This is a genomic window from Herbidospora sp. RD11066 (assembly GCF_054661255.1).
Map to the genome: position 1 here is coordinate 207,370 of NZ_BAAGDO010000003.1, position 23,095 is coordinate 230,464.

The window sequence follows — 23,095 nt, forward strand, 5'->3', positions numbered from 1 at the left end:
CTCCGACTCACCCGCCGCGTCGGCCGCCCGGCTTGGAGAGCCCGTCCACCGCGTCAGCCGCCGTGGTGAGGAGGGCGAGGAGCCGGGCGAAGTCCTCTTCCGTCATGGCCGCGCGCAGCCGGGCCTCGACGTCGAGGGCGAGGCCCCGGGCCGCCGCCTCCTTCTCCACGCCCGCTTCCGTGAGGGAGACGAGCATGACCCGGCCGTGGTCGGGTGAGGGGCGCCGTTCGACCAGGCCCTTGGCCTCGAGGTTCTGGACGATGCCCGTGATCGTCTGGGAGGTCACCAGCGCCTCCCGGGCGAGCTGGGTGCTCGACTTGGCCGGTCCACCGGCGAGGAGGCCGAGGACCTCGCACTGCGACTCGGTGATGCCGAGCGCCCGCATCCGGACGGCTTTGTGGGCGATCAGGGCCTGTTCGACCCGCTTCAGGTGGTGACCAAGCTTCGGCCGTTCCATGGCATAACGATACAGGGCACGAAATAATTGAAGGATCCTTCATCGTTACAGCATCCATGCAAACCTCTTCGAGGCGGAACGACCGCGCCTCGCTCGCTCTCCTCGCTCTGGCGATCAGCGCGTTCGGCATCGGCATCAGCGAATTCGTCATCATGGGCCTGCTGCCCGAGGTGGCCACCGACCTGCACACCTCGGTGCCCGCGGCGGGCAACCTCGTCGCCGCCTACGCGGTCGGCGTGGTCGTGGGCGCTCCGCTGCTGGCGGTGGCGGGGGTGCGGATGTCCCGCAAGCGCCTGCTGGTGGCGCTGATGGGCCTCTTCGTCGTCGGCAACCTGCTCTCGGCGCTCGCACCGGACCACGGCTGGCTGATGGCCGGGCGTTTCGCGGCCGGGCTGCCGCACGGCGCGTTCTTCGGCGTCGGCTCGGTCGTGGCCGCGCGGATGGCCCGCGAGGGCAGGCAGGGGCGGGCGGTCGCGTCCATCCTGCTGGGGCTCACGCTGGCCAACATCGTCGGCGTGCCCGGCGCGACCCTGCTTGGGCAGAACACGGGGTGGCGGGCCACCTTCCTCGTCGTCACCGCCATCGGGGTGATCTCGCTGGTCGCGCTGGGCCTGCTGATTCCGTACACGCCGCCGGAACCGCAGGCGAGCCTGCGGCGAGAGCTGCGGGCCTTCAGGGACCGCAGAGTCCTGCTCTTCCTGGGCACCGCGATCTTCGGCTTCGGCGGCGTCTTCGCGGCCTACGCCTACCTGGCGTCCATCACCACCGAGGTCATGGGCCTGCCGCCGGACGCGGTCATGTGGGTGCTGGCGCTGGCGGGTGTCGGCATGACCGTCGGCGTGGCCGCGGCCGGGCCGCTCACCGACCTGGCCGCCCGGCCGACCGCCTACGCGAGCCTGGCCGGTCTGGCCGTGGTGCTGGTGATCTTCTTCTTCTGGCCGGCGCCGATCATGGTCGCCGTGATCCTCGCCGTCGGGTTCCTGATGACCGCGCCACTCCAGACCATGGTCATCCGGTACGCCGCCGACGCCCCCACCCTCGCGGCGGCGTCCAACCACTCGGCCTTCAACCTCGCCAACGCGGGCGGGGTCTACCTCGGCGGCCTGGCCATCGGGGCGGGCTGGGGCTGGATGTCGCCGGCCCTGGTCGGCGCGGCCCTCGCGGTGGCGGGGCTGGCCGTGATGCTGCTAGAGCGGCTCGATCGGCGCCCGGAGCACGAGAATGGCCAGGTCGTCGGCGCTGGGCTCGGGGGCGAAGTCCTGGACGGCCCGCCTGATGCGCTCGGCGACCGCACGCGCTGACAGGTCGACGCACTCGGCGAGCAGCTTGGCCAGCCCGCCCTCGTCGTCGAGCAGCCGCGACCCCTGCCGCCGCTCGGTCACGCCGTCGGTGACCCCCAGCAGCACGTCTCCCGGCTCCAGGTGGATCGTGTCGGCCTCGAACTCGGCCTCGGGAAAGACCCCGAGCAGCGACTGGGGCGACCCGACGGCGTCGACGACCCCGCTCGGCCGCAGCCGCAGCGCCTCGGGATGCCCGGCCGACACCAGCCGCATGTCGAGCCCGTCGGCCGCGATCGTGATCTCGCCGTGCAGCAGCGTGAGGAACCGGGCCCGCTCGCCCTCTTCGAGGATCGCCTGGTTCAGCCGCTCGACGACCGCCGCGACGCCGTAGCCCTCACGCGCGAGCAGCCGGATGGTGTGCCGGGCCAGGCCGGTGACGGCCGCCGCGACCGGGCCGGTGCCGCAGACGTCGCCGATCGCGAACCGCCAGACGCCGTCGCCGATCGGGAAGAGATCGTAGAAGTCACCGCCGACCTCATTGGTCTCACCCGCCGGCTCATAGATCACATAAGAGTCCAAACCGGGGGTACGAGGTTCCTCCGGTGGCAGCAGGCTCCGCTGCAACGCCCGGTTGGCCGCCGCCTGTTGGGCGTAGAGGCGGGCGTTGTCGAGCGCCAGCGCGGCCCGCCGGGCCAGGTCTTCGGCCAGTTGGAGGGTCTCATCGGGGAACCGGTCACGGCGGCCCAGGCACATCACGCCCAGGCGCCGCCCCCGCGCGGTCAGCGGGAAGCCCAGGGCCTGCGTGCCGTCGACACTGAGCACCGCGGGCCCGTCGGCCGACGGCAGCACCACATCGGACAGCCGCTCGCGCAGGGCGTCGCTCTGCGCCTCGTCGGCGTGCCACAGGTAGTCGAGCCGCAGCGGGCCGGTGCCCTGGTCGGCCGTGTAGACGGCGCACCAGGAGGCCAGCCGGGGCACCACGATCTGCGCGATGATCGCCGGCACCATGCCGGGATCGAGGGTCCCGGCCAGCAGGTCACTCGCGTCGGCCAGGAACCCCAGCCACCCGGGGCTGGGCGTGGGCTCCGTCCACGCCTCCTCCTCGGGCACACCGCCACCGCCCGGCAGATCGAGCCGGGCCCACCGCACCCGGGAGTTCCCGGAGAACGAGACCCCCCAGTCGGCCGCGTCGAGGGGCGGACCATAGTCATGTCCGCGCTCGATCACCTCAAGCTGGATAGAGTCGCCTTGGTGGAGCCATCGCACCTCGAACGCCTCGCCGGAGACCCCTTCGACGAGCGCACGGGTGAGCCGCTCGGCTTCGGCCCCCACGGGCATGGCGGCCCACGCGGTCATCACCTCTTGGGTGAACCGCTTCGCCGCAGGAACGGCCGTCTCGCCCGTCGTGAAAGAGGCGGCGAGGACGGCACGTGGAGAATTCGCCACTGCACACGTGCTTACCACAAATCGCTCTGACGCGCGGTCAATCAACGCCCCGTGGACCTACCACGGAACGTGACAGACTGGGCGAACACGTTAGGAGGCCACATGACGCGTGCGGACGTCGAACCGGCCCGGACCGAACGCCGTTACACCGAGTCTGACCTGAAGCCACTCCTCGACACGCTGACCGTGTGGCGCGACGGCGACTTCCGCCGGAGAGTCCCGCACGCCCCACCGGGCATCCTGAGCGAGATCCGGCTGCTCCTCAACGAGGTCGCCGACCGCCGCGAACACCTGGCCAACGAGCTGGCCCGGGTCCGCCGCGAGGTGATCAAAGAAGGCCGTTTCGGCGAACGGCTCACCCCCGGCCCCGGTGTGGGCTCCTGGGCCGAGAGCGTCGAGTCGGTCAACGGACTGATCGACGCCCTGGTCACGCCCGTCACGGGCGCCGCCGACGTGATCGACGCCGTCGCCAAGGGCGACCTGTCGCAGCGCATCGACCTCGACAGAGCGGCCAGAGGCGAGGTACGCCGCCTCGGCAAGGCGATCAACGGCATGGTCGACCAGCTCGCCCTGTTCACCGGTGAGGTGACCCGGGTGGCCCGCGAGGTCGGCACCGAGGGCAAGCTCGGCGGCCGGGCCAACCTGCGGGGCATGTCCGGGAGCTGGCGCGACCTGACCGAGGCCGTCAACACGATGTCCAGCCGCGTCTCCGCACAGGTGCGCGACATCGGCGAGGTGACCACGGCCGTCGCCAACGGCGACCTGTCACGCAAAGTGACCGTCGACGCCGTCGGCGAGATGTTCGAGCTCAAGATCACTGTCAACACGATGGTGGACCAACTTTCCGCGTTCGCCGAAGAGGTGACGCGCGTCGCCCGTGAGGTGGGCACCGAGGGAAAGCTGGGGGGCCAGGCTCAGGTGCGGGGTGTGTCGGGGGTCTGGAAGGACCTCACCGACAACGTCAACTTCATGGCCAACAACCTCACCAGCCAGGTCCGCCAGATCGCCGCCGTCTCCACCGCCGTCGCCCAGGGCAACCTGACCAAGAAGATCACGGTCGACGCCCAGGGCGAGATCCTGGAGCTGAAGGAGACCCTCAACACGATGGTCGACCAGCTCTCGGGCTTCGCCGACGAGGTGACCCGCGTCGCGCGCGAGGTCGGCACCGAAGGCCGGCTGGGTGGCCGCGCCGAGGTGAAGGGCGTGTCGGGCGTCTGGAAGGACCTCACCGACAACGTCAACTCGATGGCCAAGAACCTGACCTACCAGGTCCGCAACATCGCCCAGGTGACCACGGCGGTCGCGGGCGGTGACCTGACCCGCAAGATCGACGTCGACGCCCAGGGCGAGATCCTCGAACTCAAGTCGACGATGAACACGATGGTCGACCAGCTCAGCTCGTTCGCCGCCGAGGTCACGCGCGTGGCCCGCGAGGTCGGCACCGAGGGCCGGCTGGGCGGTCAGGCGCAGGTCCGGGGTGTGTCGGGCGTCTGGAAGGACCTCACCGACAACGTCAACTTCATGGCCAACAACCTCACCAGCCAGGTCCGCCAGATCGCCGCCGTCTCCACCGCCGTCGCCCAGGGCAACCTGACCAAGAAGATCACCGTGGACGCCCAGGGCGAGATCCTGGAGCTCAAGGACACGATGAACACGATGGTCGACCAGCTCAGCTCGTTCGCCGACGAGGTGACGCGCGTCGGCCGTGAGGTGGGCACCGAGGGCAAGCTGGGCGGGCAGGCCCGCGTGCCCGGCGTGTCGGGGGTCTGGAAGGACCTCACCGACAACATCAACTCGATGGCGACCAACCTGACCTACCAGGTCCGCAACATCGGCGAGGTCACCACGGCGGTCGCGGGCGGCGACCTGACCCGCAAGATCGACGTCGACGCCCAGGGCGAGATGCTCGTCATGAAGACCACGATCAACACGATGGTCGACCAGCTCAGCTCGTTCGCCTCCGAGGTGACCCGCGTCGCCCGTGAGGTCGGCTCCGAGGGGCAGCTCGGCGGTCAGGCGCGCGTCGAGGGCGTCGAGGGCTCCTGGAAGCGCCTCACCGAGAACGTCAACGAGCTGGCCGGGAACCTGACCACGCAGGTGCGCGCCATCGCCGAGGTGACCAGCGCGGTCGCCCGCGGCGACCTGACCCGGTCGATCACCGTCGAGGCGCCGGGCGAGCTGGCCCAGCTGAAGGACAACATCAACACGATGGTGTCCAACCTGCGGAACACCACCACCGCCAACCAGCAGCAAGACTGGCTGAAGTCGAACCTGGCCAGGATCTCCCGCCTGATGCAGGGCCACCGCGACATGATCGAGGTCGCCCGCCTGATCATGAGCGAGCTCACGCCGCTCGTGTCGGCCAGCTACGGCGCCTGCTACCTGGTCGTCGACGGCGAGCTCACCCTGATCGCCGGTTACGGCATCCAGCCCGGCCGCAGCCCCCGGCGCCGGTTCGCGCTGGGTGAGGGCCTGGTCGGGCAGGCCGCGATGGAGGCCAAGCAAATCATCATCCACCAGGTGCCGGTCGACTCGTTCACGATCGACACCGCGCTGACCTCGTCGCGCCCGGCCCAGATCGTGGTCATGCCGATCCTGTTCGAGAGCCATGTGCTGGGCGTGCTCGAGATGGCGTCGCTCGACAGGTTCTCCGAGGTGCACCTCGACCTGCTCACGCAGCTCGTGGAGTCGATCGGGATCACCATCAACACGATCATCGCGAACTCCCGTACAGAGGATCTTCTGAAGGAGAGCCAGCGGCTCGCGACCGAGCTCCAGGAGCGGTCCGACGAACTGCAGCGGCAGCAGGAGGAGCTGCGGCGCTCCAACGCCGAGCTGGAGGACAAGGCGGCGCTGCTGGCCAAGCAGAACCGCGCGATCGAGATCCAGAACTTCCAGATCGAGCAGGCCCGCCGCACGCTGGAGGAGCGCGCCGAGCAGCTCGCGGTCTCCAGCCGCTACAAGAGCGAGTTCCTCGCGAACATGTCCCACGAGCTGCGCACCCCGCTGAACAGCCTGCTCGTGCTGGCCAAGCTGCTGACCGAGAACGCCGAGGGCAACCTGACCGACCAGCAGGTCGAGTTCGCCAAGACCATCCACGGCGCCGGTTCGGCCCTGCTCCAGCTGATCAACGACATCCTCGACCTGTCCAAGGTCGAGGCCGGCCGCATGGACATCCACCCGGCCGAACTGTCACTCCCCAAGCTCTACGACTACGTCGACGCCGCGTTCGCGCCGCTGGCCCAGGACAAGGGCCTGTCGTTCGCGATCGACGTCGACGGCGCGGTCCCGACCGAGATGCGCACCGACGAGCAGCGCCTCCAGCAGGTGCTGCGCAACCTGCTGTCGAACGCGGTCAAGTTCACCCCGCGCGGCGAGGTGCGGCTGCGCGTCGAACCGGCCGGTGACGTCTCTTTCGTGGACGAGACCCTCCAGACCAGCGACAACATCCTGGCCTTCTCGGTCGTCGACACCGGCATCGGCATCGCCCCCGACAAGCTCGACGTGATCTTCGAGGCGTTCCGCCAGGCCGATGGCACCACCAGCCGCAAATACGGCGGCACGGGCCTCGGCCTGTCGATCTGCCGCGACATCGCCCGCCTGCTCGGCGGCGAGATCCACGTCGACAGCGAGCCGGGCCAGGGCAGCACCTTCACGCTCTACCTCCCGGCCACCTACGCCGGCCCGCTGAGCGCCCGCGACGGCGGCGCCGCGACCTCGCTCGCCGGGGTCGAACGCCCCGAGCAGGTGCTCCAGGTGACCACCGACGAGGTGCTCCCGGAGATCCCGCTCCCCGCGGGCCTGCCTCCCGCGCGCCCGATGGAGGAGATCAACGGCCGCGACTGGGTCGGCGACGACCCCCTGACCGGCGCCAAGATCCTCATCGTCGACGACGACATCCGCAACGTCTTCGCCCTGACCAGCGTCCTGGAACGCCACGGCACCACCGTCGTCTACGGCGAGAACGGCCGCGAGGGCATCGAACAGCTCGAACGCAACGAAGACGTGGCGCTCGTGCTGATGGACATCATGATGCCCGAAATGGACGGCTGGGCCACGACGTCGGCGATCCGCCGGATGCCCCAGTTCGCCGACCTGCCGATCATCGCGCTGACCGCTAAGGTCATGCGGGGCGACCGCGAGAAGAGCATCGCGTCGGGCGCCTCCGACTACGTGCCCAAACCGGTCGACGTCGACCGACTTCTCGAACGTCTCCGTGGCTGGCTCATGCGCGGGCGTGTATCGGGTAGTTCTGGTCGGGCAGACTCGGATGCGACGGACTCCACTGAAGGTGCGTGATCGATGCCAGACCGGGCGAAGATCCTCATGGTCGACGACCGCGAGGAGAACCTCATCGCACTCGAGGCGATCCTCAGCTCCCTCGACCTCACCCCCGTGCGCGCCCGTTCCGGCGAAGAAGCCCTGAAAGCCCTGCTCAGCACCGAATTCGCGCTGATCCTCCTCGACGTCCGCATGCCCGGAATGGATGGCTTCGAGACCGCCGCCCACATCAAGCGGCGTGAGCGCACCCGGAACATCCCGATCATCTTCCTGACGGTCGTCGACAGCGCCCCCGACTACGCCTTCCGCGGCTACCAGGCGGGCGCCGTCGACTATCTGACCAAGCCCTTCGACCCGTGGGTGCTCCGCGCCAAGGTCGCGGTCTTCGTCGAGCTCTACAACATGAACCGCCGCCTGGCCGAACAGGCCGCCCTCCTGCGCGAACGCCTCGCCACCGAACTCCCCGGCAACGGCGACCAGCCGGCCGTCCTGCCGGAACTCTCCCGCCGCCTGACGGCGGTCGAGGAAGAGCTCAACCGGGTACGCGACCTCGCCCGCAAGAACGGCGACTCCCCCATGAGCGGCCCGCTGTCGGACCTGGGCCAGCGCATCGCCAACCTCAGGGCCGGATTCGACGCCCTGAGCTAGCGGCGGGCCCGCTCCAGGGCGTCCCAGAAGCCCCTTCGCAGGGCGTGGCGGACTTCGTCGTGGAGGAGGAAGTCGATCGGGAGCGACGAACCCTGGAGGAGTCTGGCCTCCAGGTCGGAGGGCATGCGCGGCTTCCTGGCGAGGACCGCTTCCAGCCAGAGGGCCGGGGCGTCGCGCGCTATCGAGTCGCCGAAGTCGTGGCCCTCCTTGTGGGCCGCCTTCACGGCGTCGGCCAGCGTGGTGGTGCCGCCGCCGTGGGAAGTGGGGACCGGAGCCGACTGGGGGCCCGTGTAGGGGCCAAGCTGCGCCGCAGGGAAGCTGCCGGTGTTCGACTCGCGGTAGCCGCCCCGGTCACCGCCGCTGCCGTGGGAGCCCTGGTATTGGGGCTGCGGAGGCGGCGGCGGAGGGGGTGCGGGCTGCTGCGGGGCTTCCAGAGGCGGGTTGTACGTGTAGGTCGGCGTGGGCGTCCGGGGTGCGGCGTGGGAGCCCTTCGACTGCGGCTGGGCCGCGGGGGGCGGCGGGGCCGGAGCGGGGGCCGGGGGCGGCAGGGCGGCCTGGGCGCCGTTGATCGCCGGGAGGGCGCCGGTGTTCCGGGAGCCGTTCTGCGAGGTCACGATGCCGTCGGCGCCGGTCGTCAGGGTGACGAAAGGGCGGAGGTGGCCGCTGCTCATCTCGATCAGGTCGTCGCACTCTTGGCGGAGCGTGCGGGAGGCCGACCAGCTGCCGTCGGCGGCGATCGAGATCACGGTGACCCGGATGCCGAGGTCCTGGGCGTCGCTCACCACCTGGGCGAGGTCTTCGTCGCCGCTCACGACGACGGCGTCGGCCACGGCGTTGTTGCGGGCCAGGGTCATCAGGTCGCGGTGGACCTGGGCGTCGACGCCCTCACGGCGGCCCGGCCGGATGCGGGCCAGGCGGAGCTTCAGGCCGGGGATGTCGGCCAGCACGTCGTGTTCGGGGGTGCGGCGGCCCTCGACCGTGGCCTCGTACCAGTAGCAGCGCAGCAGGGGCAGCCCCGTGCGCTCACGGGCCAGGTTGGTGAGCAGTTGGAGCAGGCCGGGATAGTCCCACGTGACGGCCTCACGGTGGCGGGTACCGTGAACGGCCATCGCGCCATCGGCCAGCAGATAGCCGGCGTCGACGAAAAGCGCGCAGCGATCCACGCGACACCGCCTTCCTTAACATGGCCATCTCAGGGTAATCGGGTGGCTGAGGCCGCGAGGATGAATCCCGCCGATTGACTCCTCCGCGACCGTACCAGTTTGTCCCGTTCTTTCCTCCAGCTACGCCTGCAGGTAGGCGTCTCTCAGACCCCTTCTGGCGCGGTAGGCGAGGGCCGCCACACCGTTGGCCGTCAGCCCCATGAGCGGGGCGATCTCGGCCGCCTGGTGGTCTTCCACGGCGGTGTGCCACAGGACCACCCGCCAGCGCTCGGGCAGCGACCGGAAGGCCCTGGCGACGTCGGCCCGCTCGCAGCGCGCCAGCGCCGGGTCGACGAAGGGCTCGCCGGGGGCGTACCGCTCGATCTCGTGGGTGGGGACGTCGCGGCGGTCGGCGCGATCGTAGGCGGCGCGACGGACGGCGGCGAGCAGATAGGGGCGGAACTCCCCCCTCGGACCGCCACCCCGGCGGATCAGGTCGAGGATGCGGGTGAACGTCTCGGCGACGATGTCGTCGGCGTCGTCGACCGACCCGTAGCGGAACAGGTGCCGTGCGAGGGCGCGGGCGGCGGGGCGGTGGCGTTCGTAGAGGGCGCCGTAGGCGGCGGAGTCGCCGGCCCGGAGGGCGTCGAGCAATTGCGGGTCGCTTTGCCCGATTTGCACACTCAATGTTACCTCTCGATTACCTTGGGTTGACCGCCTGATGATTCCGCGCTTCGACTCTTCTCTAACGTGACGATCTTCAGTCAGGAAAACTGACACCTGTGGAGGGTCAATACGCTGGGGGTCATGACTGACCGAGAACTGCTGCTGGACGAGATCAAGAAAAAGGCCGTCGTGCACGGCCGGGTGACCCTTTCCTCGGGCAAGGAGGCCGACTACTACGTCGACCTGCGCCGCGTCACCCTCGACGGGACGGCGGCGCCGCTGGTGGGCCGGGTGATGCTCGACCTCACCGAGGATCTCGGGTTCGAGGCCGTCGGCGGGCTGACCCTGGGCGCCGACCCGGTGGCCACCGCCATGGTGCACGCCGCCGCGGCGAAGGGGCAGCGGCTCGACGCCTTCGTGGTGCGCAAGGAGGGCAAGGCCCACGGCCTCCAGCGCCGCATCGAGGGTCCGGAAGTGGCCGGACGCCGGGTCCTGGCCGTGGAGGACACCACCACGACGGGCGGGTCGGTGCTGACCGCCGTCCAGGCACTGAACGAGGCCGGAGCGGTCGTGGTGGGCATCGCGACGATCGTGCACCGGGGTGGCGACGACAACCTGGCGACCGCCGGGGTGCCCTACCGGTCGGCGTTCAACTTGGCTGACCTTGGCCTCGGCTGACGGTGAAGGAGGCGGGCTCCCCGGGTGCGACCGGGGGGCGCGGCTTGCCGTTCTCCCAGATCTTCACGAGTGAGGCGTCGTCGAGCACGACGTCGAGTTTGCCGTCGAAGTAGGCGACCTGCTCCCCCTTGGAGAGCTGCCCGTTCAGCAGCACGTCGCCGCCGGGGATCCGGACGAACACCGGGCAGCTCTCGGCCTGGCAGGCGATCTGCAACGTGGCCGGGGCGGTCCGCGCGGCCTGCGCGGAGGCGGCGGGCGGAACGGGCGTGTCGGGGGCCTGGATGGGGTCGGTGGCGGAGAGCAGCCCGACGACGCCCACCACGATCAGCGACAGCAGCGCGCACACCGCGAGCACGATGAGCACGATCCGGGCGATCCCCAACGGATCGGACCTGTGTCGTCCCACTCTTCTGACGGTAACCGCTTGGGAAGACCGAGCTGTCCCAAAAAGTAAGATATTACGATCGGCTATAGGCCGCCGGTCAGGCGGTCTCGCGGTGGTGCTTGCCCTTGGGCTCGGTGCCCGGAGCGGTCTGAAGCCCGCGTTTGGCGGCCTTCCGGTTCTTCATGACCTCACGGATGATCGGGATCACCGAGAGCAGGATGATCACCACGGCGCCGGGCAAAATGTATTTGTCGACGTTGGGGATCTTGCTGCCGATGAAGTAGCCGAACAGCAGCAGGCCGTCGGTCCACAGGACGCCGCCGATGATGTTCCAGATGAGGAACCGGCGGGGGTTCATGCCCAGCATGCCGGCGACCGGGTTCAGGAACGTCCGCACGATCGGGATGAACCGGGCCAGCACGACGGCCTTCTCGGGGCCGAACTTCTCGAAGTAGTGCTGGGCCTTCTCGACGTACTCCTGCTTGAAGAGGCGTGACTCGGGCCGGGCGAACAGGCGGGGACCCGCCTTCGCGCCGATGAAGTGGCCGAGTTGCGCGCCCGCGATGGCGCACAACGGGGCGCCGATCAGCAGGACCGTGAGCGGGAACGGCGTGTCGAGCCCGACCGCCGAGGCCACCTGCGCCGACGCGCCCATTCCGGCCACCACCAGCAGCGAGTCGCCGGGCAGGAAGAAGCCGATGAGAAGCCCGGTCTCGGCGAAGATGATGGTGAGGATGCCGATGAGCCCGAAGGTGACGATCCACCATTGGGCGTCGAGAAGATTCGTGAGGTCCATCGCGAGAAGAGCGTACCCCGGCATGATGGGATCGGCGGCAACCCGGGGCGCTTCACACATCCGGGCACGCTTCGGAATACTGGTCTACACCAATCCCCATTCATTGGAGCTTTTCGATGCCTATCGCAACCCCAGAGGTCTACGCCGAGATGCTCGACCGGGCCAAGGCCGGCGGGTTCGCCTACCCGGCGATCAACGTGACGTCGTCGCAGACGCTGAACGCTGCGCTGCGCGGCTTCGCCGAGGCGGAGAGCGACGGCATCCTCCAGGTCTCCACCGGTGGCGCGGAGTTCGCCTCGGGCACCACGGTCAAGGACATGGTCATCGGTGCGACCGCCCTTGCCGAGTACGCCCGCGTGGTGGCCGCCAAGTACAACGTGACCGTGGCCCTCCACACCGACCACTGCCCCGCTGACAAGCTCGACGGCTTCATGCGCCCGCTGATCGAGATCTCGCGCGAGCGCGTCGCCCGCGGCCAGGACCCGCTGTTCCAGTCGCACATGTTCGACGGCTCGGCGGTGCCGATGAAGGAGAACCTCGACCTCGCCTCCGAGCTCATCGACAAGTGCGCCGAGGCGCGCATCATCATGGAGATGGAGATCGGCGTCGTCGGCGGCGAAGAAGACGGCGTCTCCCACGAGATCAACGACAAGCTCTACACCACCCCCGAAGACGCCATCGCGACCGCCGAGGCCGTCGGCCTGGGTGAGCGTGGCCGCTACCTGCTCGCCGCCACCTTCGGCAACGTCCACGGCGTCTACAAGCCCGGTGCGGTCAAGCTGCGCCCGTCGGTGCTGAAGGACCTCCAGGACGCCGTCGGCGCCAAGTACGGCAAGGAGAAGCCGTTCGACCTGGTCTTCCACGGCGGCTCTGGCTCGCTGCTCGAGGAGATCCACGAGGCGATCTCCTACGGCGTCATCAAGATGAACATCGACACCGACACCCAGTACGCCTTCACGCGTCCGATCGTCGAGCACATGTTCAAGAACTACGACGGCGTGCTGAAGGTCGACGGCGAGGTCGGCAACAAGAAGGCCTACGACCCGCGCGCCTACGGCAAGCTGGCCGAGGCCGGCATGGCCAAGCGCATCGTCGAGGCCTGCCAGCACCTCAAGTCGGCCGGCACCAAGATCAGCTAAGTGGTCCGCCCTCAAGGCCCGGATCGACGGAGATTCGGGCCTTTGGCATACGCGGGACTAAATGATTACGGTTTGCCACTACTGGTAAGACAGTGTTCAAAGACCGATCACGAGAACGGGAGCCGCTGTGGAAACGCACGAGAACCTGCTGGCCGGCCCGCCCCCCACGCAGCTTCCCGACAACGCCGAGGCGCGCAAGATGATGGAGAGCGGGATCAAGGCGGCCGATGTGGCGGCCCGCTTCCCGACCTACTCCGCCGCCTGGGGCGCCCTGGCCGACGACTACTTCGCCGCAGGCCATGCGATCACCTCCTACGCCTTCGCCCGCACCGGCTACCACCGGGGCCTCGACCAGCTCCGCCGGGCCGGGTGGAAGGGGCACGGCCCGATCCCGTGGAGCCACGAGCCCAACCAGGGTTTCCTGCGCTGCCTGAACGCGCTGGCCCGTGCGGCCAACGCGATCGGTGAGAAGGACGAGGCCGAACGCTGCCTCCAGTTCCTGCGTGATTCGTCCCAGGAAGCGGCCGACGCGCTGTCGAACTGACCGGAGATCCCCTTTTTCCTACACCTCAGGTAGTCTCGGTTTGCAAGAGCCCCTGTCGCTTGCGCGCAGGGGCTTTGGTTTTTGTTCCGGGAGATTGACCATGCCGGCTGTCGTTCTCGTGGGCGCCCAGTGGGGCGATGAGGGCAAAGGGAAGGCCACCGACATCCTCGGTGGCGTCGTCGACTATGTCGTCCGTTATCAGGGCGGCAACAACGCGGGTCACACCGTGGTCATCGGCGACCAGAAATACGCCTTGCATCTGCTGCCCACGGGAGTGCTGTCCCCCAATGTGACACCCGTGATCGGCAACGGGGTCGTCATCGACCCGGGCGTGCTGCTCGGGGAGATCGACGGGCTCGCGGCTCGGGGCATCGACTGCTCCAAGCTGCTGATCTCGGCGAACGCGCATTTGATCATGCCCCACCACAAGGCCCTCGACAAGGTCACCGAGCGCTACCTCGGCAAGGCCAAGATCGGCACCACCGGGCGGGGCATCGGGCCGGCGTACGGCGACAAGATCTACCGCATGGGCATCCGGGTGCAGGACCTGCTCGACCCGGGCATCCTGCAGAAGAAGATCGAGGCCGCGCTCAACGAGAAGAACCAGATCCTCACCAAGATCTACAACCGCCGCGGGCTCGACCCGGCGAAGGTCCTGGAGGAGTACCTCGGCTACGCCGAGCGGCTGCGCCCCCACATCGCCGACACCTCGCTCATCCTCAGCAAGGCGCTCGACGACGACAAGTTCGTGCTGCTCGAAGGCGGCCAGGGCACGCTGCTCGACATCGACCACGGCACCTACCCGTTCGTGACGTCGTCGTCGCCGACCAGCGGCGGCGCCTGCGCCGGTTCGGGCATCCCGCCGACGCGGCTCAACCGGGTGATCGGCATCGTCAAGGCGTACACCACCCGAGTCGGTTCCGGCCCCTTCCCGACCGAGCTGCTCGACGAGACCGGTGAGTGGCTGCGCAAGACCGGCCACGAATACGGCACCACCACCGGCCGCAACCGGCGTTGTGGCTGGTACGACGCGGTGATCGCCCGCTACGCCAGCCGCATCAACGGCGTGACCGACTTCTTCCTCACCAAGCTCGACGTGCTGTCGGGCCTGGAGAAGATCCCGGTCTGCGTGGCCTACGACGTCAACGGCGTGCGCCACGACGAGATCCCGATGACCCAGACCGACTTCCACCACGCGAAGCCGATCTACGAGGAGTTCCCCGGCTGGCAGGAGGACATCACCTCCGCCAAGACCCTCGACGACCTGCCGCCCAACGCGCGGGCCTACATCCAGGCGCTCGAAGACATGTCCGGGGCGCCGATGTCCGCCATCGGCGTCGGTCCGGGCCGCACCCAGACGGTGCAGCTCAGGTCGCTCGTCTGACCCCGATGTGACGTGAGGCACGCCGATGGGAGCCCCAATACAGGGGACCGACCGGCGTGCCTTGTAGGGTTCGCGGTTGTGCATCGACCTGTTGAGTTGCACGGGCACCGGGGTGCCCGCGGCCTGCGGCCCGAGAACACCCTGCCCGGTCTCGCCTACGCGCTGGAGATCGGCGTCGACGCCCTCGAGTTCGACGTCGTGCTGACCGCGGACCACCAGCTGGTCCTGAGTCACGATCTCACCGTCTCCCCGATCACGAGCCGCGACACCGGCAGTGAACAGCTGGTGGGCCGGCCGATCAACCAGCTCACCCTGTCGCAGCTGCGCACCCTCGACGTGGGGGTGCGCCGCCCTGTCCGCGAGAACGATCCGTTCATGCGCACCCAGGTCGGGCGGCCCGACACCCGCATGCCCACGCTGGGTTCGGTGCTCGGGCTGGTCAGCGCCTACGGCGCCGACCATGTGCGGCTCAACGTCGAGCTCAAGTCAGACCCCACCCGGCCCGACCTGTCGGCCGACCCGAAGGTCTTCACAGGCCTGGTCCTGGACGAACTGGCCAGGCACCGCCGCATCGACAACTCGGCCATTCTGAGCTTCGACTGGCGCATCCTGGCGGCGGCGCGTGACGCCGTACCGCACCGCTACGCGCTGGTCGAGGCGGCGACCATCGACCCGCTGTGGATGGCCGGATTCGACCTGCGCGACTTCGAGGTCGACATCGCGGGCGCCGCCGAGGCGGTCGGCGCGACCGCCCTGTCACCCGACCGGGTGCTGGTCGACAAGCAGCTGATGACGGGCGCGGCCCGGCGCGGGCTGCCCGTGGTGGTCTGGACGGTCAACGACCCGGCCGAGGCGGCTTCGTTGCTGGACCTGGGTGTGGCCGCGATCGTCACCGACTATCCCGACCGGATGCGGGAGCTGTGGAGCGTTCGCGGAATTCCGTTGCCGCGTTCCGTGAAAGCGGTCGCCGCAGCCGTCTAGAGCCAGCCGTTGCGCCTGAACGCCCTGTGCAGCAGGGCGCAGGCGACGACCATGACGCCGACGACCACCGGATAGCCCCACACCGCGTCGAGCGCGGGCATGTGCTCGAAGTTCATGCCGTAGATGCCCGCGATCATGGTCGGGACGGCCAGGATCGCCACCCACGAGGAGATCTTGCGCATGTCCTCGTTGGCCAGGGCGTTGGTGCGGGCGAGGGCGGCCTGCAGGATCGAGTCGGAGAGCTCGTTGCTCGACTGCACCTGCTCGCAGACGCGCGACAGGTGGTCGGACACGTCGCGGAAGTATTCGCGCATCTCCGAGGGGATGATGCGGCGCTGCGAGAGCTGGGAGAAGGGCGTCGACAGCGGCGCGACCGCGCGCTTGAGCTCCAGCATCTCCCGCTTGAGGTGGTAGATCCGGTTGATGTCGCGTGAGCTGACCTCGGCGAACACCGCCGCCTCGACCTCTTCGAGCTCGGCCTGCATCTGGTCGGCGACGTAGAGGTACTTGTCGACGACGTGGTCGGCGATGGCGTGGAGGACGCCGGTCGGGCCACGGTTGAGCAGCTTGGTCTTGTCTTCGAGCTTCTCGCGCACGTCGCTGAGCGGGCTGTGGGCGCCGTGGCGCACCGTCACGACGAAGTCGGGCCCCACGAACACCATGATCTCGCCGGTGGCGATGATCTCGGCCGACTCGGTCAGCACCTCGTGGTCGAGGAAGGCGACCGTCTTCAGCACCACGAACAGCGAGTCGCCGTAACGCTCCACTTTGGGCCGCTGGTGGGCCTTGACCGCGTCTTCGACGGCGAGGGGGTGGAGCCCGAACGTCTCGGCCAGCCACTCGACCTCGGGGGCCTCCGGCTCGTAGAGCCCGACCCAGACGTAGGCCTCGGGCTTCGGCGCGTCTTCGTTGTGCTGCCGGACGATCTGGACGGCCTGCGCGATCCCGTCGCAGGCCACCTTCCGGCCGCCGATGTAGGCGCCGAAGGTGACGAGCGAGTCGCTCGACGGGACACAGGGGAACTTCTTCACCTCACCCGGCGTGGAGACCACGACGGGACGAGAGGTGCGGATCCGGGGGAACAGAGTGGCGGAGCGCATGAGGGTCCCTTCAAAAGCCGGGCTCACATGCTCCACGCGAACAGCGGAGTCACCCCTTACACGGGCGCGGGCATGCGGGCGGCGGTCATATGGAAATGGAGAGGGATGTCGCGCACGTCAGACGTGCGCGTGCACGTACTGACGGGATCGCCAGAAGACACCCGTACCACCTCCAATCGCCTCTTGACACCGCAAAGCCAACTCAAAATATCACAGGCTCCCAGGATAACTGCGGTACTCGGGCCTGCGAGAATGGCGGGGTGCGAGTTCTGGTGATCGGTTCAGGAGGCCGTGAGCACGCGATCTGCCGTGCTCTCCGACCCGCCGAGGTGCACTGCGCACCCGGCAACGCGGGCATCGGAGAGGTGGCCCGCGTCCACGACGTGTCACCCCTCGACGGCTCGGCGGTGGCGGCGCTGGCCCGCGACCTCGCCGTCGATCTGGTCGTGATCGGCCCCGAGGCGCCCCTGGTCGCCGGGGTCGCCGACGCCGTCCGCGCCGCCGGGATCCCGTGCTTCGGCCCGTCGCGCGAACCCGCCGCGATCGAGGGTTCCAAGAGCTTCGCCAAGGCGGTGATGGAGTCGGCCGGCGTGCCGACCGCCCGCGCCTTCACCTGCACCACCCCCGAAGAGGCGCTCGACGCCCTCGACACCTTCGGCCCGCCCTACGTCGTCAAGGACGACGGCCTGGCCGCCGGCAAGGGCGTCGTCGTGACGTCCGACCGCTCGGCCGCGCTGGCCCACGCCGTGGCGTGCGAGCGCGTGGTGATCGAGGAATACCTCGACGGCCCCGAGGTCTCCCTGTTCGCCGTCTGCGACGGCAAGACCGCCGTCGCCCTCCAGCCCGCACAGGATTTCAAGCGCGCCTACGACGGCGACGAGGGCCCCAACACCGGCGGCATGGGCGCCTACACCCCGCTGACCTGGGCCCCCGAGGGCCTGGTCGACGACCTCATGGCGACCGTGGTGACCCCGACCGTCAACGAGCTGGCCCGCCGGGGCATGCCCTACACCGGGGTCCTCTACGCCGGTCTGGCCCTGACCTCCAAGGGCCCCAAGGTCATCGAGTTCAACGCGCGCTTCGGCGACCCCGAGACCCAGGTCGTCCTCGACCGCCTGGAGACTCCCCTGGCCGACCTCCTCCTGGCCGCCGCCAACGGCGACCTCGCCTCGCAGCCCGCGGTGGTGTCCCGTCCGGGCGCGGCGGTCACGATCGTCATCGCCGCGGAGAACTACCCCGAGAGCCCCGTGAAGGGCGACGTCATCGAGGGCCTGTCGGCCGAGGTCGAGGGCGCCTACGTCCTCCACGCCGGCACCGCCTTCGACGGCGACCGGATCGTCTCCAACGGCGGCCGCGTACTCAACGTGGTCGGCACCGGCGACACGGTGACCGAGGCGCGAGCGCGGGCCTACGAACTGGTGGCGCGTATCGAGATGCGCGGCTCCTTCCACCGCGGGGACATCGCCGCCGGGCGCTGATCCCGTACTGCCGACAACGAGCGGGTCGCATTGCGGCCCGCTTTCGGCGTTTTCGGTCCCCTTGCGGTCAGTTGTCAGGCGTTCCGGGCGCACCGAAAGGTGAGACAAGCCACACTGGGCGCTGTTTTCGCTGATCCGGGCACATGGCCCTGACAAAATAGGGCAAGTGAAACGGCGGTATTCCGGTAAGGCGCGCTGTCGGTACGTGGCGGATGGCGCCGGTCGACCGGTGGTGGCGGAGTGTCGAATTTCGGACACTGATTGCGTACATGAGACCGAAATTCATCGGCGAACACGCCTCTCATCAGGCAAGACGCCCGTTTGGGGCCTGATTTCGAAGCGTTTCGGTCGTTCGGTCAGTCGTTCGTGTTCGATGCGCTGATCTCTGGATGATTGGCGCGGAACTTCGCGTTTCGGGCCAGAACACCAGGGCCCTAAGTGGAGCCCTTTAACGGCCTTACGGGCCGTACTTTGCAGGGGTGGTTTCGCCGCGAATGACCCCGGCTAGCGGCTACTGTGGGCCGATACCCGGCTACCGCACCTGCCGCACCATCCTCTCCACCCCCAACCGAGGAGACTCATTCATGGTTCGTTACCGCGTGCGCGGTGGCAATGCGCTGCGTGGAACCGCGTTTGTTCAGGGCGCGAAGAACGCCGTGCTGCCCATGATCGGGGCGGCCCTGCTTGCGGCAGAAGGCCGGACGGTCCTCCGTAACGTCCCCCTCATCGAGGACGTGCGCAGGGCGATCGAGCTCGCCGAGGCCGTCGGCGCCCGGGTGCAGTTCCACGAGGAGGAGCGCACGCTCGTCATCGACGCCTCGGGGGTGAACAGCCCCGTGCTGCCCGAGGAGATCGCGTCGCGGTTCCGCGGGGTGATCCTGTTCGTACCGGCCCTCCTCCACCGGGTGGGCGAGGTCATCGTCGAGGGCATCGGCGGGTGCAATCTGGGCGCCCGGAACCTCGACTTCCACTACAACGGCTACAAGCGGCTCGGCGCGCTGGTCGACGAGCAGGAGAGCGCGATCCACATCAAGGCCGCCGGGCTGACCGGCGCCACGCTCTACCTCGACCGGCCCTCCCACACGGGCACCGAGAACCTCATCATGGCCGCCGCGCTCGCGCAGGGCACGACCGTCATCGAGAACGCCGCGCTGGAGCCGGAGGTCCTCGACGTCATCGCGATGCTCCGCAAGATGGGCGCCGACATCCGGGGCGAGGGCACCGGGTTCATCACCGTCGAGGGCGTCCGCGAGCTCAAGGCCGTCGAGCACACCGTCATGGCCGACCGGCTCGACGCCGGGGCGTTCATGATGGCCGCCGCGATCACCGGTGGCGAGGTCACCCTGCTGGGCACCTCGCTCGAACACCTCGGTGTCGTGCGGTGGAAGCTGGAGCAGATGGGCGTGGAGTTCTCCCAGGACGGCGCGGTCGTCCAGGCGCGCGGCACCGGGGGGCTGCGGCCGATCAACGTGATCACCGACACCTACCCGGGTTTCGCGACCGACCTCCAGCCTCAGCTCATGGCGATGGCGACGCTCGCCGACGGCCCGAGCTACATCCACGAGCGCATCTTCGACGGGCGGTTCGCGCTGGCCGGGGAGCTCAACAAGATGGGCGCCAAGGTCGAGGTGAACGGCAACCGGGCGATCGTCCACGGGCCGACTCCGCTGCGGGGCGCCCGCGTCGAGGCGCACGACCTCCGGTCGGGCATCGCGCTCGTGCTGGCGGGCCTGGCGGCCGAGGGCGAGACGGTGATCGAGTCGGGCTACCGTGTCGATCGGGGCCACGAGGGCATCGCCCAGCGCCTCAGAGCCCTCGGAGCCGATGTGGAACGCGAGATTTCCCCTTTTGCCTAGTTCGACGTCCATAATGGCATTGACCAGCCACAACATAATGGGAAAGGACCGTGCCGACCTTCTCGGAACGGTATTCCGGAAAATCCGGGCGTGACATTACGGCCTCCGGGAGCGATCGTTCCAAAGAGAAGTCAATCGAGAAGGCGCGCGGGATGGGACGAACATTGGTCGAGCGTTCTGAGGACTCGCCACGCGGACGCGTGGGGGGCGGGATGGGCGCTGGGACGCCGGATCTCACCATCGGTGTGGTGGGCCCCCATGACCTCGTCGAGCGAGTCATGCTCATGGGACACGCCGCCGCCCCGGTGCCGTGCCGCCTCGTGGCGGCCGCATACCGGGACGAGCAGGAGGCATCCGACAAGGTGACCCGGCTGGGCGGCGTCGACGCCTGCCTATTCGCCAGCCCGATTCCATACGAGCTGGCGAGGCGAGCCGGGGTCCTGACGATGCCGGCGACCCACGTCCAGCTCGGCGGCGCGGCCCTGACGGCCGCGATCGCACGGGCGGCCCTCGACGACCGCATCGATCCCCGCCGGGTCAGCGTTGACGTGCTGAGCCGCGGCGAGGTCGATGAGGCGTTCGCGGACCTGGGCATTTCCACGGCAGAGGTACACAGCCGCGACGAGCCGGGAGCGACCGGCACGATCGCGGCCTATCACGAGCGGCTGGTCCGCCAGGGCGCCACGACGGGCGCCCTGACCTGCATTCCGGGTGTGGCCGACCGATTAACGGCCGCGGGCATCCCCACGGTCCGCATCCGGCCCACCTCGGCGGCGGTCCGCACCGCTCTCCACACGGCGGCCCTGCTCGGGGCGCACCACCGGCTGGAAGAGTCCCAGCTGACGGTGATCCTCGTCGAGGTGCCGACGCTGCGGGAGCCGATAAGGCGGGCGGCTCCGCGTTACTGGCGTGACGAGCTCCGGCTCTCCCTGCACCGCCTGCTGGTGCAGGAGGCGAACCGGATCAACGCCAGCGTGTGGCCGATCGACGACCACAGCTACCTGGTGGTGGCGACACGGGGATCGATCGCCGGAGCGACCGACGGCTTCCGGGTACTGCCCTTCGCGGCGAGGATCCGCGACGAGCTGGGCCTGGCGGTCGAGGTCGGGGTCGGCATGGGGCGCACGACGCACGATGCCGAGACACACGCACGGGCCGCACTGGCCCGGACGCAGGCCGGGAAGCAGGCACAGGGCTTCGCGGTCGACCGGGAGGGCCGCACTCTGGTGCCGCCGCCCCGGATGCCTCCGCAGTCCGCCGGGCCCGCCAAGCCCAAGGGCGTCGAGGTCCTGGCGCGGCTGGCCGCGAAACTGGAAGGCGGCGACACCGTCGTCGACGCCGAGGGTGCGGGGAAGATGCTGGGGGTGACACCGAGAACGGCGCGGAGACTCCTGCGCACGCTGGTCGACGAGGGACTAGCGTGGCCGCTTCCGCCGAACCGGACGCCGCAACCCGGCCGTCCACGACAGCTCTACCGGCTGATCGTGGAGAAGCTGAACCGCTGAGACAAAGAGAGTGCCCGGCCTTCCTTATCGGGGGCCGGGCACTTCTTTTGTGTACGAGAAGATCCGACTAGATCCGGATATATCCGCACATCTCAATTTCTCGAAAGTGCGGAGCCGGCGAGTTGCGCAATATTGCGCAAATTGAATGCAAGTCAAGAAAGAACGGCCCTCCCGGCCGCGTGACCAGAACTAGAGATTTGCTCCAACTCATCCACCATCCAGCCGCAAGCCCCCTTCCGCAGGATGATCTCCGATCCATCCAGGAAGGACGAGACATGCGCTTATGGAGTGTTCTGGTGCCGCTGGCCGCGGTACTGCTGACCGTCGCGCCCCCGGCCCAGGCCGCGGCGGCCGAACCGACGATCTCGGTGACGGCCGTCGGGGCGGAACCGCCCTCGTACACCGGCCAGTGCTACCCGGGTAAGCAGTTCACCCTCACCGCCACGATCACCGCCGACGGCCCCGGCACGGTGAGCTACACCTGGTCCCACGAATACCGGCCGACCTACCGCTCGGTGACGTTCACCGAAGCCGGCACGCAGACCGTGACCGTGACCAGGACGTCCTACTTCGGCAACGCCCCGCAGCAGTCGACCCTCAGCGCGCGGGGCGCGAACCAGGCGGAGACGACCATCGAATACGGGCTGAACTGCACCGACCCCGTGCCGTCCGAGCCGACGATCCAGCCCGCCACCGACTACATCGGCCGTTGCGGCTCCGACGTCGTCCACACGATCAACGCGCGGATCAGCTCGCCGATCGCGCAGACCGTCCGCTATCGGTGGAAGAGCTACGGTGACCGGCCCCTGCCGGGCCTGGGCGACCAGCGGGAGGTCGTCTTCACCGAGCCGGGCACCAAGACCGTCAGCGCGCCCTTCCAGCGGGTCCCGATCGAGGGGACGAACGCGGGGTGGACGGTCGAGGTGGAGATCGTCAGCCCCGGCAGCGCCACCCAGGACAGCCTGTACTACCGGACGGTGTGCGTGAAGGCCGAGCTCACCTCGCTGACCCGCGTCACCGGCTCGTGCAAGCCCGCGACGCCCTACAAGTTCAAGGTGGACGGCGTCATCGAGAGCAACGCCATCGGCCAGATGTCCTACGTGTGGGCGCGTCAGATGGAGGCGGGCGGCGACTGGGTCCGCGACACACCGACGCCGATCGCCTTCTACAACTCCACCAGCCCCGGCAGCCAGACCGTGAGCAAGACGTTCCTCGCGGCGATGGGCGAATCGGGCGCGGTCCGCCTGGAGATCATCGGCACCGACGGCGACGTCGTCTCGACGAGCCGGACGTACAAGACCTGCAACGTCGACATCTGACCTTCTGGCC

At 69.0% G+C, this 23,095-nt stretch carries 19 protein-coding genes; 12 read left to right on the forward strand and 7 right to left on the reverse strand.

From position 1 onward, the window contains the following. Positions 1 to 7: 7 nt before the first annotated feature. On the reverse strand, positions 8 to 457 hold the full coding sequence (locus ACYQ78_RS12465) for a MarR family winged helix-turn-helix transcriptional regulator (protein WP_459800950.1): 450 nt from the start codon (positions 455 to 457) through the stop codon (positions 8 to 10). 56 nt (positions 458 to 513) lie between these two features. Between ACYQ78_RS12465 and ACYQ78_RS12470 the strand changes: the two genes are divergently transcribed. Next, positions 514 to 1,758 (forward strand): MFS transporter, encoded by a 1,245-nt coding sequence (locus tag ACYQ78_RS12470; protein WP_459800951.1) that lies wholly within the window; start codon positions 514 to 516, stop codon positions 1,756 to 1,758. Here ACYQ78_RS12470 and ACYQ78_RS12475 read toward each other — a convergent pair. Further along, complete coding sequence (locus ACYQ78_RS12475) at positions 1,645 to 3,183, reverse strand: PP2C family protein-serine/threonine phosphatase (RefSeq protein WP_459800952.1); 1,539 nt, start codon at positions 3,181 to 3,183, stop codon at positions 1,645 to 1,647. The two genes, ACYQ78_RS12470 and ACYQ78_RS12475, sit on opposite strands and share 114 nt — an antisense overlap. A 102-nt stretch (positions 3,184 to 3,285) precedes the next feature. Here ACYQ78_RS12475 and ACYQ78_RS12480 point away from each other — a divergent pair, with 102 nt between their 5' ends. Both ACYQ78_RS12480 and ACYQ78_RS12485 read left to right on the forward strand, forming a co-directional pair. Further along, positions 3,286 to 7,482 carry a HAMP domain-containing protein gene (locus ACYQ78_RS12480; protein ID WP_459800953.1) on the forward strand — a complete coding sequence of 1,399 codons (4,197 nt, stop codon included), beginning with the start codon at positions 3,286 to 3,288 and terminating at the stop codon, positions 7,480 to 7,482. A gap of 3 nt (positions 7,483 to 7,485) precedes the next feature. Beyond that, the gene (locus tag ACYQ78_RS12485; RefSeq protein ID WP_459800954.1) at positions 7,486 to 8,112 is read left to right on the forward strand and encodes a response regulator; all 627 of its coding nucleotides are present in this window, start codon (positions 7,486 to 7,488) and stop codon (positions 8,110 to 8,112) included. On the opposite strand, the gene ACYQ78_RS12490 is transcribed toward ACYQ78_RS12485, so the two are convergent. Together ACYQ78_RS12490 and ACYQ78_RS12495 are read right to left on the reverse strand one after the other, a co-directional pair. Next, positions 8,109 to 9,275, reverse strand: a complete 1,167-nt coding sequence (locus ACYQ78_RS12490; RefSeq protein ID WP_459800955.1) for an NYN domain-containing protein — start codon at positions 9,273 to 9,275, stop codon at positions 8,109 to 8,111. The two genes, ACYQ78_RS12485 and ACYQ78_RS12490, sit on opposite strands and share 4 nt — an antisense overlap. Before the next feature lie 120 nt (positions 9,276 to 9,395). Further along, positions 9,396 to 9,935: an RNA polymerase sigma factor gene (locus tag ACYQ78_RS12495; RefSeq protein WP_459800956.1), complete on the reverse strand. Its 540-nt coding sequence runs from the start codon at positions 9,933 to 9,935 to the stop codon at positions 9,396 to 9,398. Positions 9,936 to 10,061: 126 nt separating this feature from the next. Here ACYQ78_RS12495 and pyrE point away from each other — a divergent pair, with 126 nt between their 5' ends. Then, positions 10,062 to 10,598, forward strand: coding sequence for an orotate phosphoribosyltransferase (pyrE, locus tag ACYQ78_RS12500; RefSeq protein WP_459800957.1), 537 nt, complete (start codon positions 10,062 to 10,064; stop codon positions 10,596 to 10,598). Here pyrE and ACYQ78_RS12505 read toward each other — a convergent pair. Both ACYQ78_RS12505 and ACYQ78_RS12510 read right to left on the reverse strand, forming a co-directional pair. Beyond that, complete coding sequence (locus ACYQ78_RS12505; RefSeq protein ID WP_459800958.1) at positions 10,570 to 11,004, reverse strand: hypothetical protein; 435 nt, start codon at positions 11,002 to 11,004, stop codon at positions 10,570 to 10,572. The genes pyrE and ACYQ78_RS12505 overlap by 29 nt on opposite strands. A gap of 76 nt (positions 11,005 to 11,080) precedes the next feature. Next, positions 11,081 to 11,779: a DedA family protein gene (locus tag ACYQ78_RS12510; protein WP_459800959.1), complete on the reverse strand. Its 699-nt coding sequence runs from the start codon at positions 11,777 to 11,779 to the stop codon at positions 11,081 to 11,083. A 116-nt stretch (positions 11,780 to 11,895) separates the two neighbouring features. Between ACYQ78_RS12510 and fbaA the strand changes: the two genes are divergently transcribed. The 4 genes from fbaA to ACYQ78_RS12530 all read left to right on the forward strand — a co-directional run bounded on the left by fbaA (position 11,896) and on the right by ACYQ78_RS12530 (position 15,827). Then, entirely contained in the window at positions 11,896 to 12,918 is a 1,023-nt protein-coding gene (gene fbaA / locus ACYQ78_RS12515) for a class II fructose-bisphosphate aldolase (protein WP_459800960.1), read from the forward strand. A gap of 127 nt (positions 12,919 to 13,045) precedes the next feature. Next, the gene (locus ACYQ78_RS12520) at positions 13,046 to 13,462 is read left to right on the forward strand and encodes a DUF3151 domain-containing protein (RefSeq protein WP_459800961.1); all 417 of its coding nucleotides are present in this window, start codon (positions 13,046 to 13,048) and stop codon (positions 13,460 to 13,462) included. A gap of 100 nt (positions 13,463 to 13,562) precedes the next feature. Further along, positions 13,563 to 14,846 (forward strand): adenylosuccinate synthase, encoded by a 1,284-nt coding sequence (locus ACYQ78_RS12525; RefSeq protein WP_459800962.1) that lies wholly within the window; start codon positions 13,563 to 13,565, stop codon positions 14,844 to 14,846. 78 nt (positions 14,847 to 14,924) lie between these two features. Then, positions 14,925 to 15,827 (forward strand): glycerophosphodiester phosphodiesterase family protein, encoded by a 903-nt coding sequence (locus ACYQ78_RS12530; RefSeq protein ID WP_459800963.1) that lies wholly within the window; start codon positions 14,925 to 14,927, stop codon positions 15,825 to 15,827. On the opposite strand, the gene corA is transcribed toward ACYQ78_RS12530, so the two are convergent. Beyond that, the gene (corA, locus tag ACYQ78_RS12535; RefSeq protein ID WP_459800964.1) at positions 15,824 to 16,927 is read right to left on the reverse strand and encodes a magnesium/cobalt transporter CorA; all 1,104 of its coding nucleotides are present in this window, start codon (positions 16,925 to 16,927) and stop codon (positions 15,824 to 15,826) included. The two genes, ACYQ78_RS12530 and corA, sit on opposite strands and share 4 nt — an antisense overlap. A gap of 260 nt (positions 16,928 to 17,187) precedes the next feature. Here corA and purD point away from each other — a divergent pair, with 260 nt between their 5' ends. From purD to ACYQ78_RS12555, 4 genes are all read left to right on the forward strand, one after another. Next, positions 17,188 to 18,405, forward strand: a complete 1,218-nt coding sequence (purD, locus tag ACYQ78_RS12540) for a phosphoribosylamine--glycine ligase (protein ID WP_459800965.1) — start codon at positions 17,188 to 17,190, stop codon at positions 18,403 to 18,405. Between the two features lie 584 nt (positions 18,406 to 18,989). Further along, positions 18,990 to 20,261: a UDP-N-acetylglucosamine 1-carboxyvinyltransferase gene (gene murA / locus ACYQ78_RS12545; protein ID WP_459800966.1), complete on the forward strand. Its 1,272-nt coding sequence runs from the start codon at positions 18,990 to 18,992 to the stop codon at positions 20,259 to 20,261. A 212-nt stretch (positions 20,262 to 20,473) separates the two neighbouring features. After that, positions 20,474 to 21,766, forward strand: coding sequence for a transcriptional regulator (locus tag ACYQ78_RS12550; RefSeq protein ID WP_030456307.1), 1,293 nt, complete (start codon positions 20,474 to 20,476; stop codon positions 21,764 to 21,766). A gap of 275 nt (positions 21,767 to 22,041) precedes the next feature. Continuing rightward, the gene (locus ACYQ78_RS12555; protein WP_459800967.1) at positions 22,042 to 23,085 is read left to right on the forward strand and encodes a hypothetical protein; all 1,044 of its coding nucleotides are present in this window, start codon (positions 22,042 to 22,044) and stop codon (positions 23,083 to 23,085) included. Positions 23,086 to 23,095: the final 10 nt, after the last annotated feature.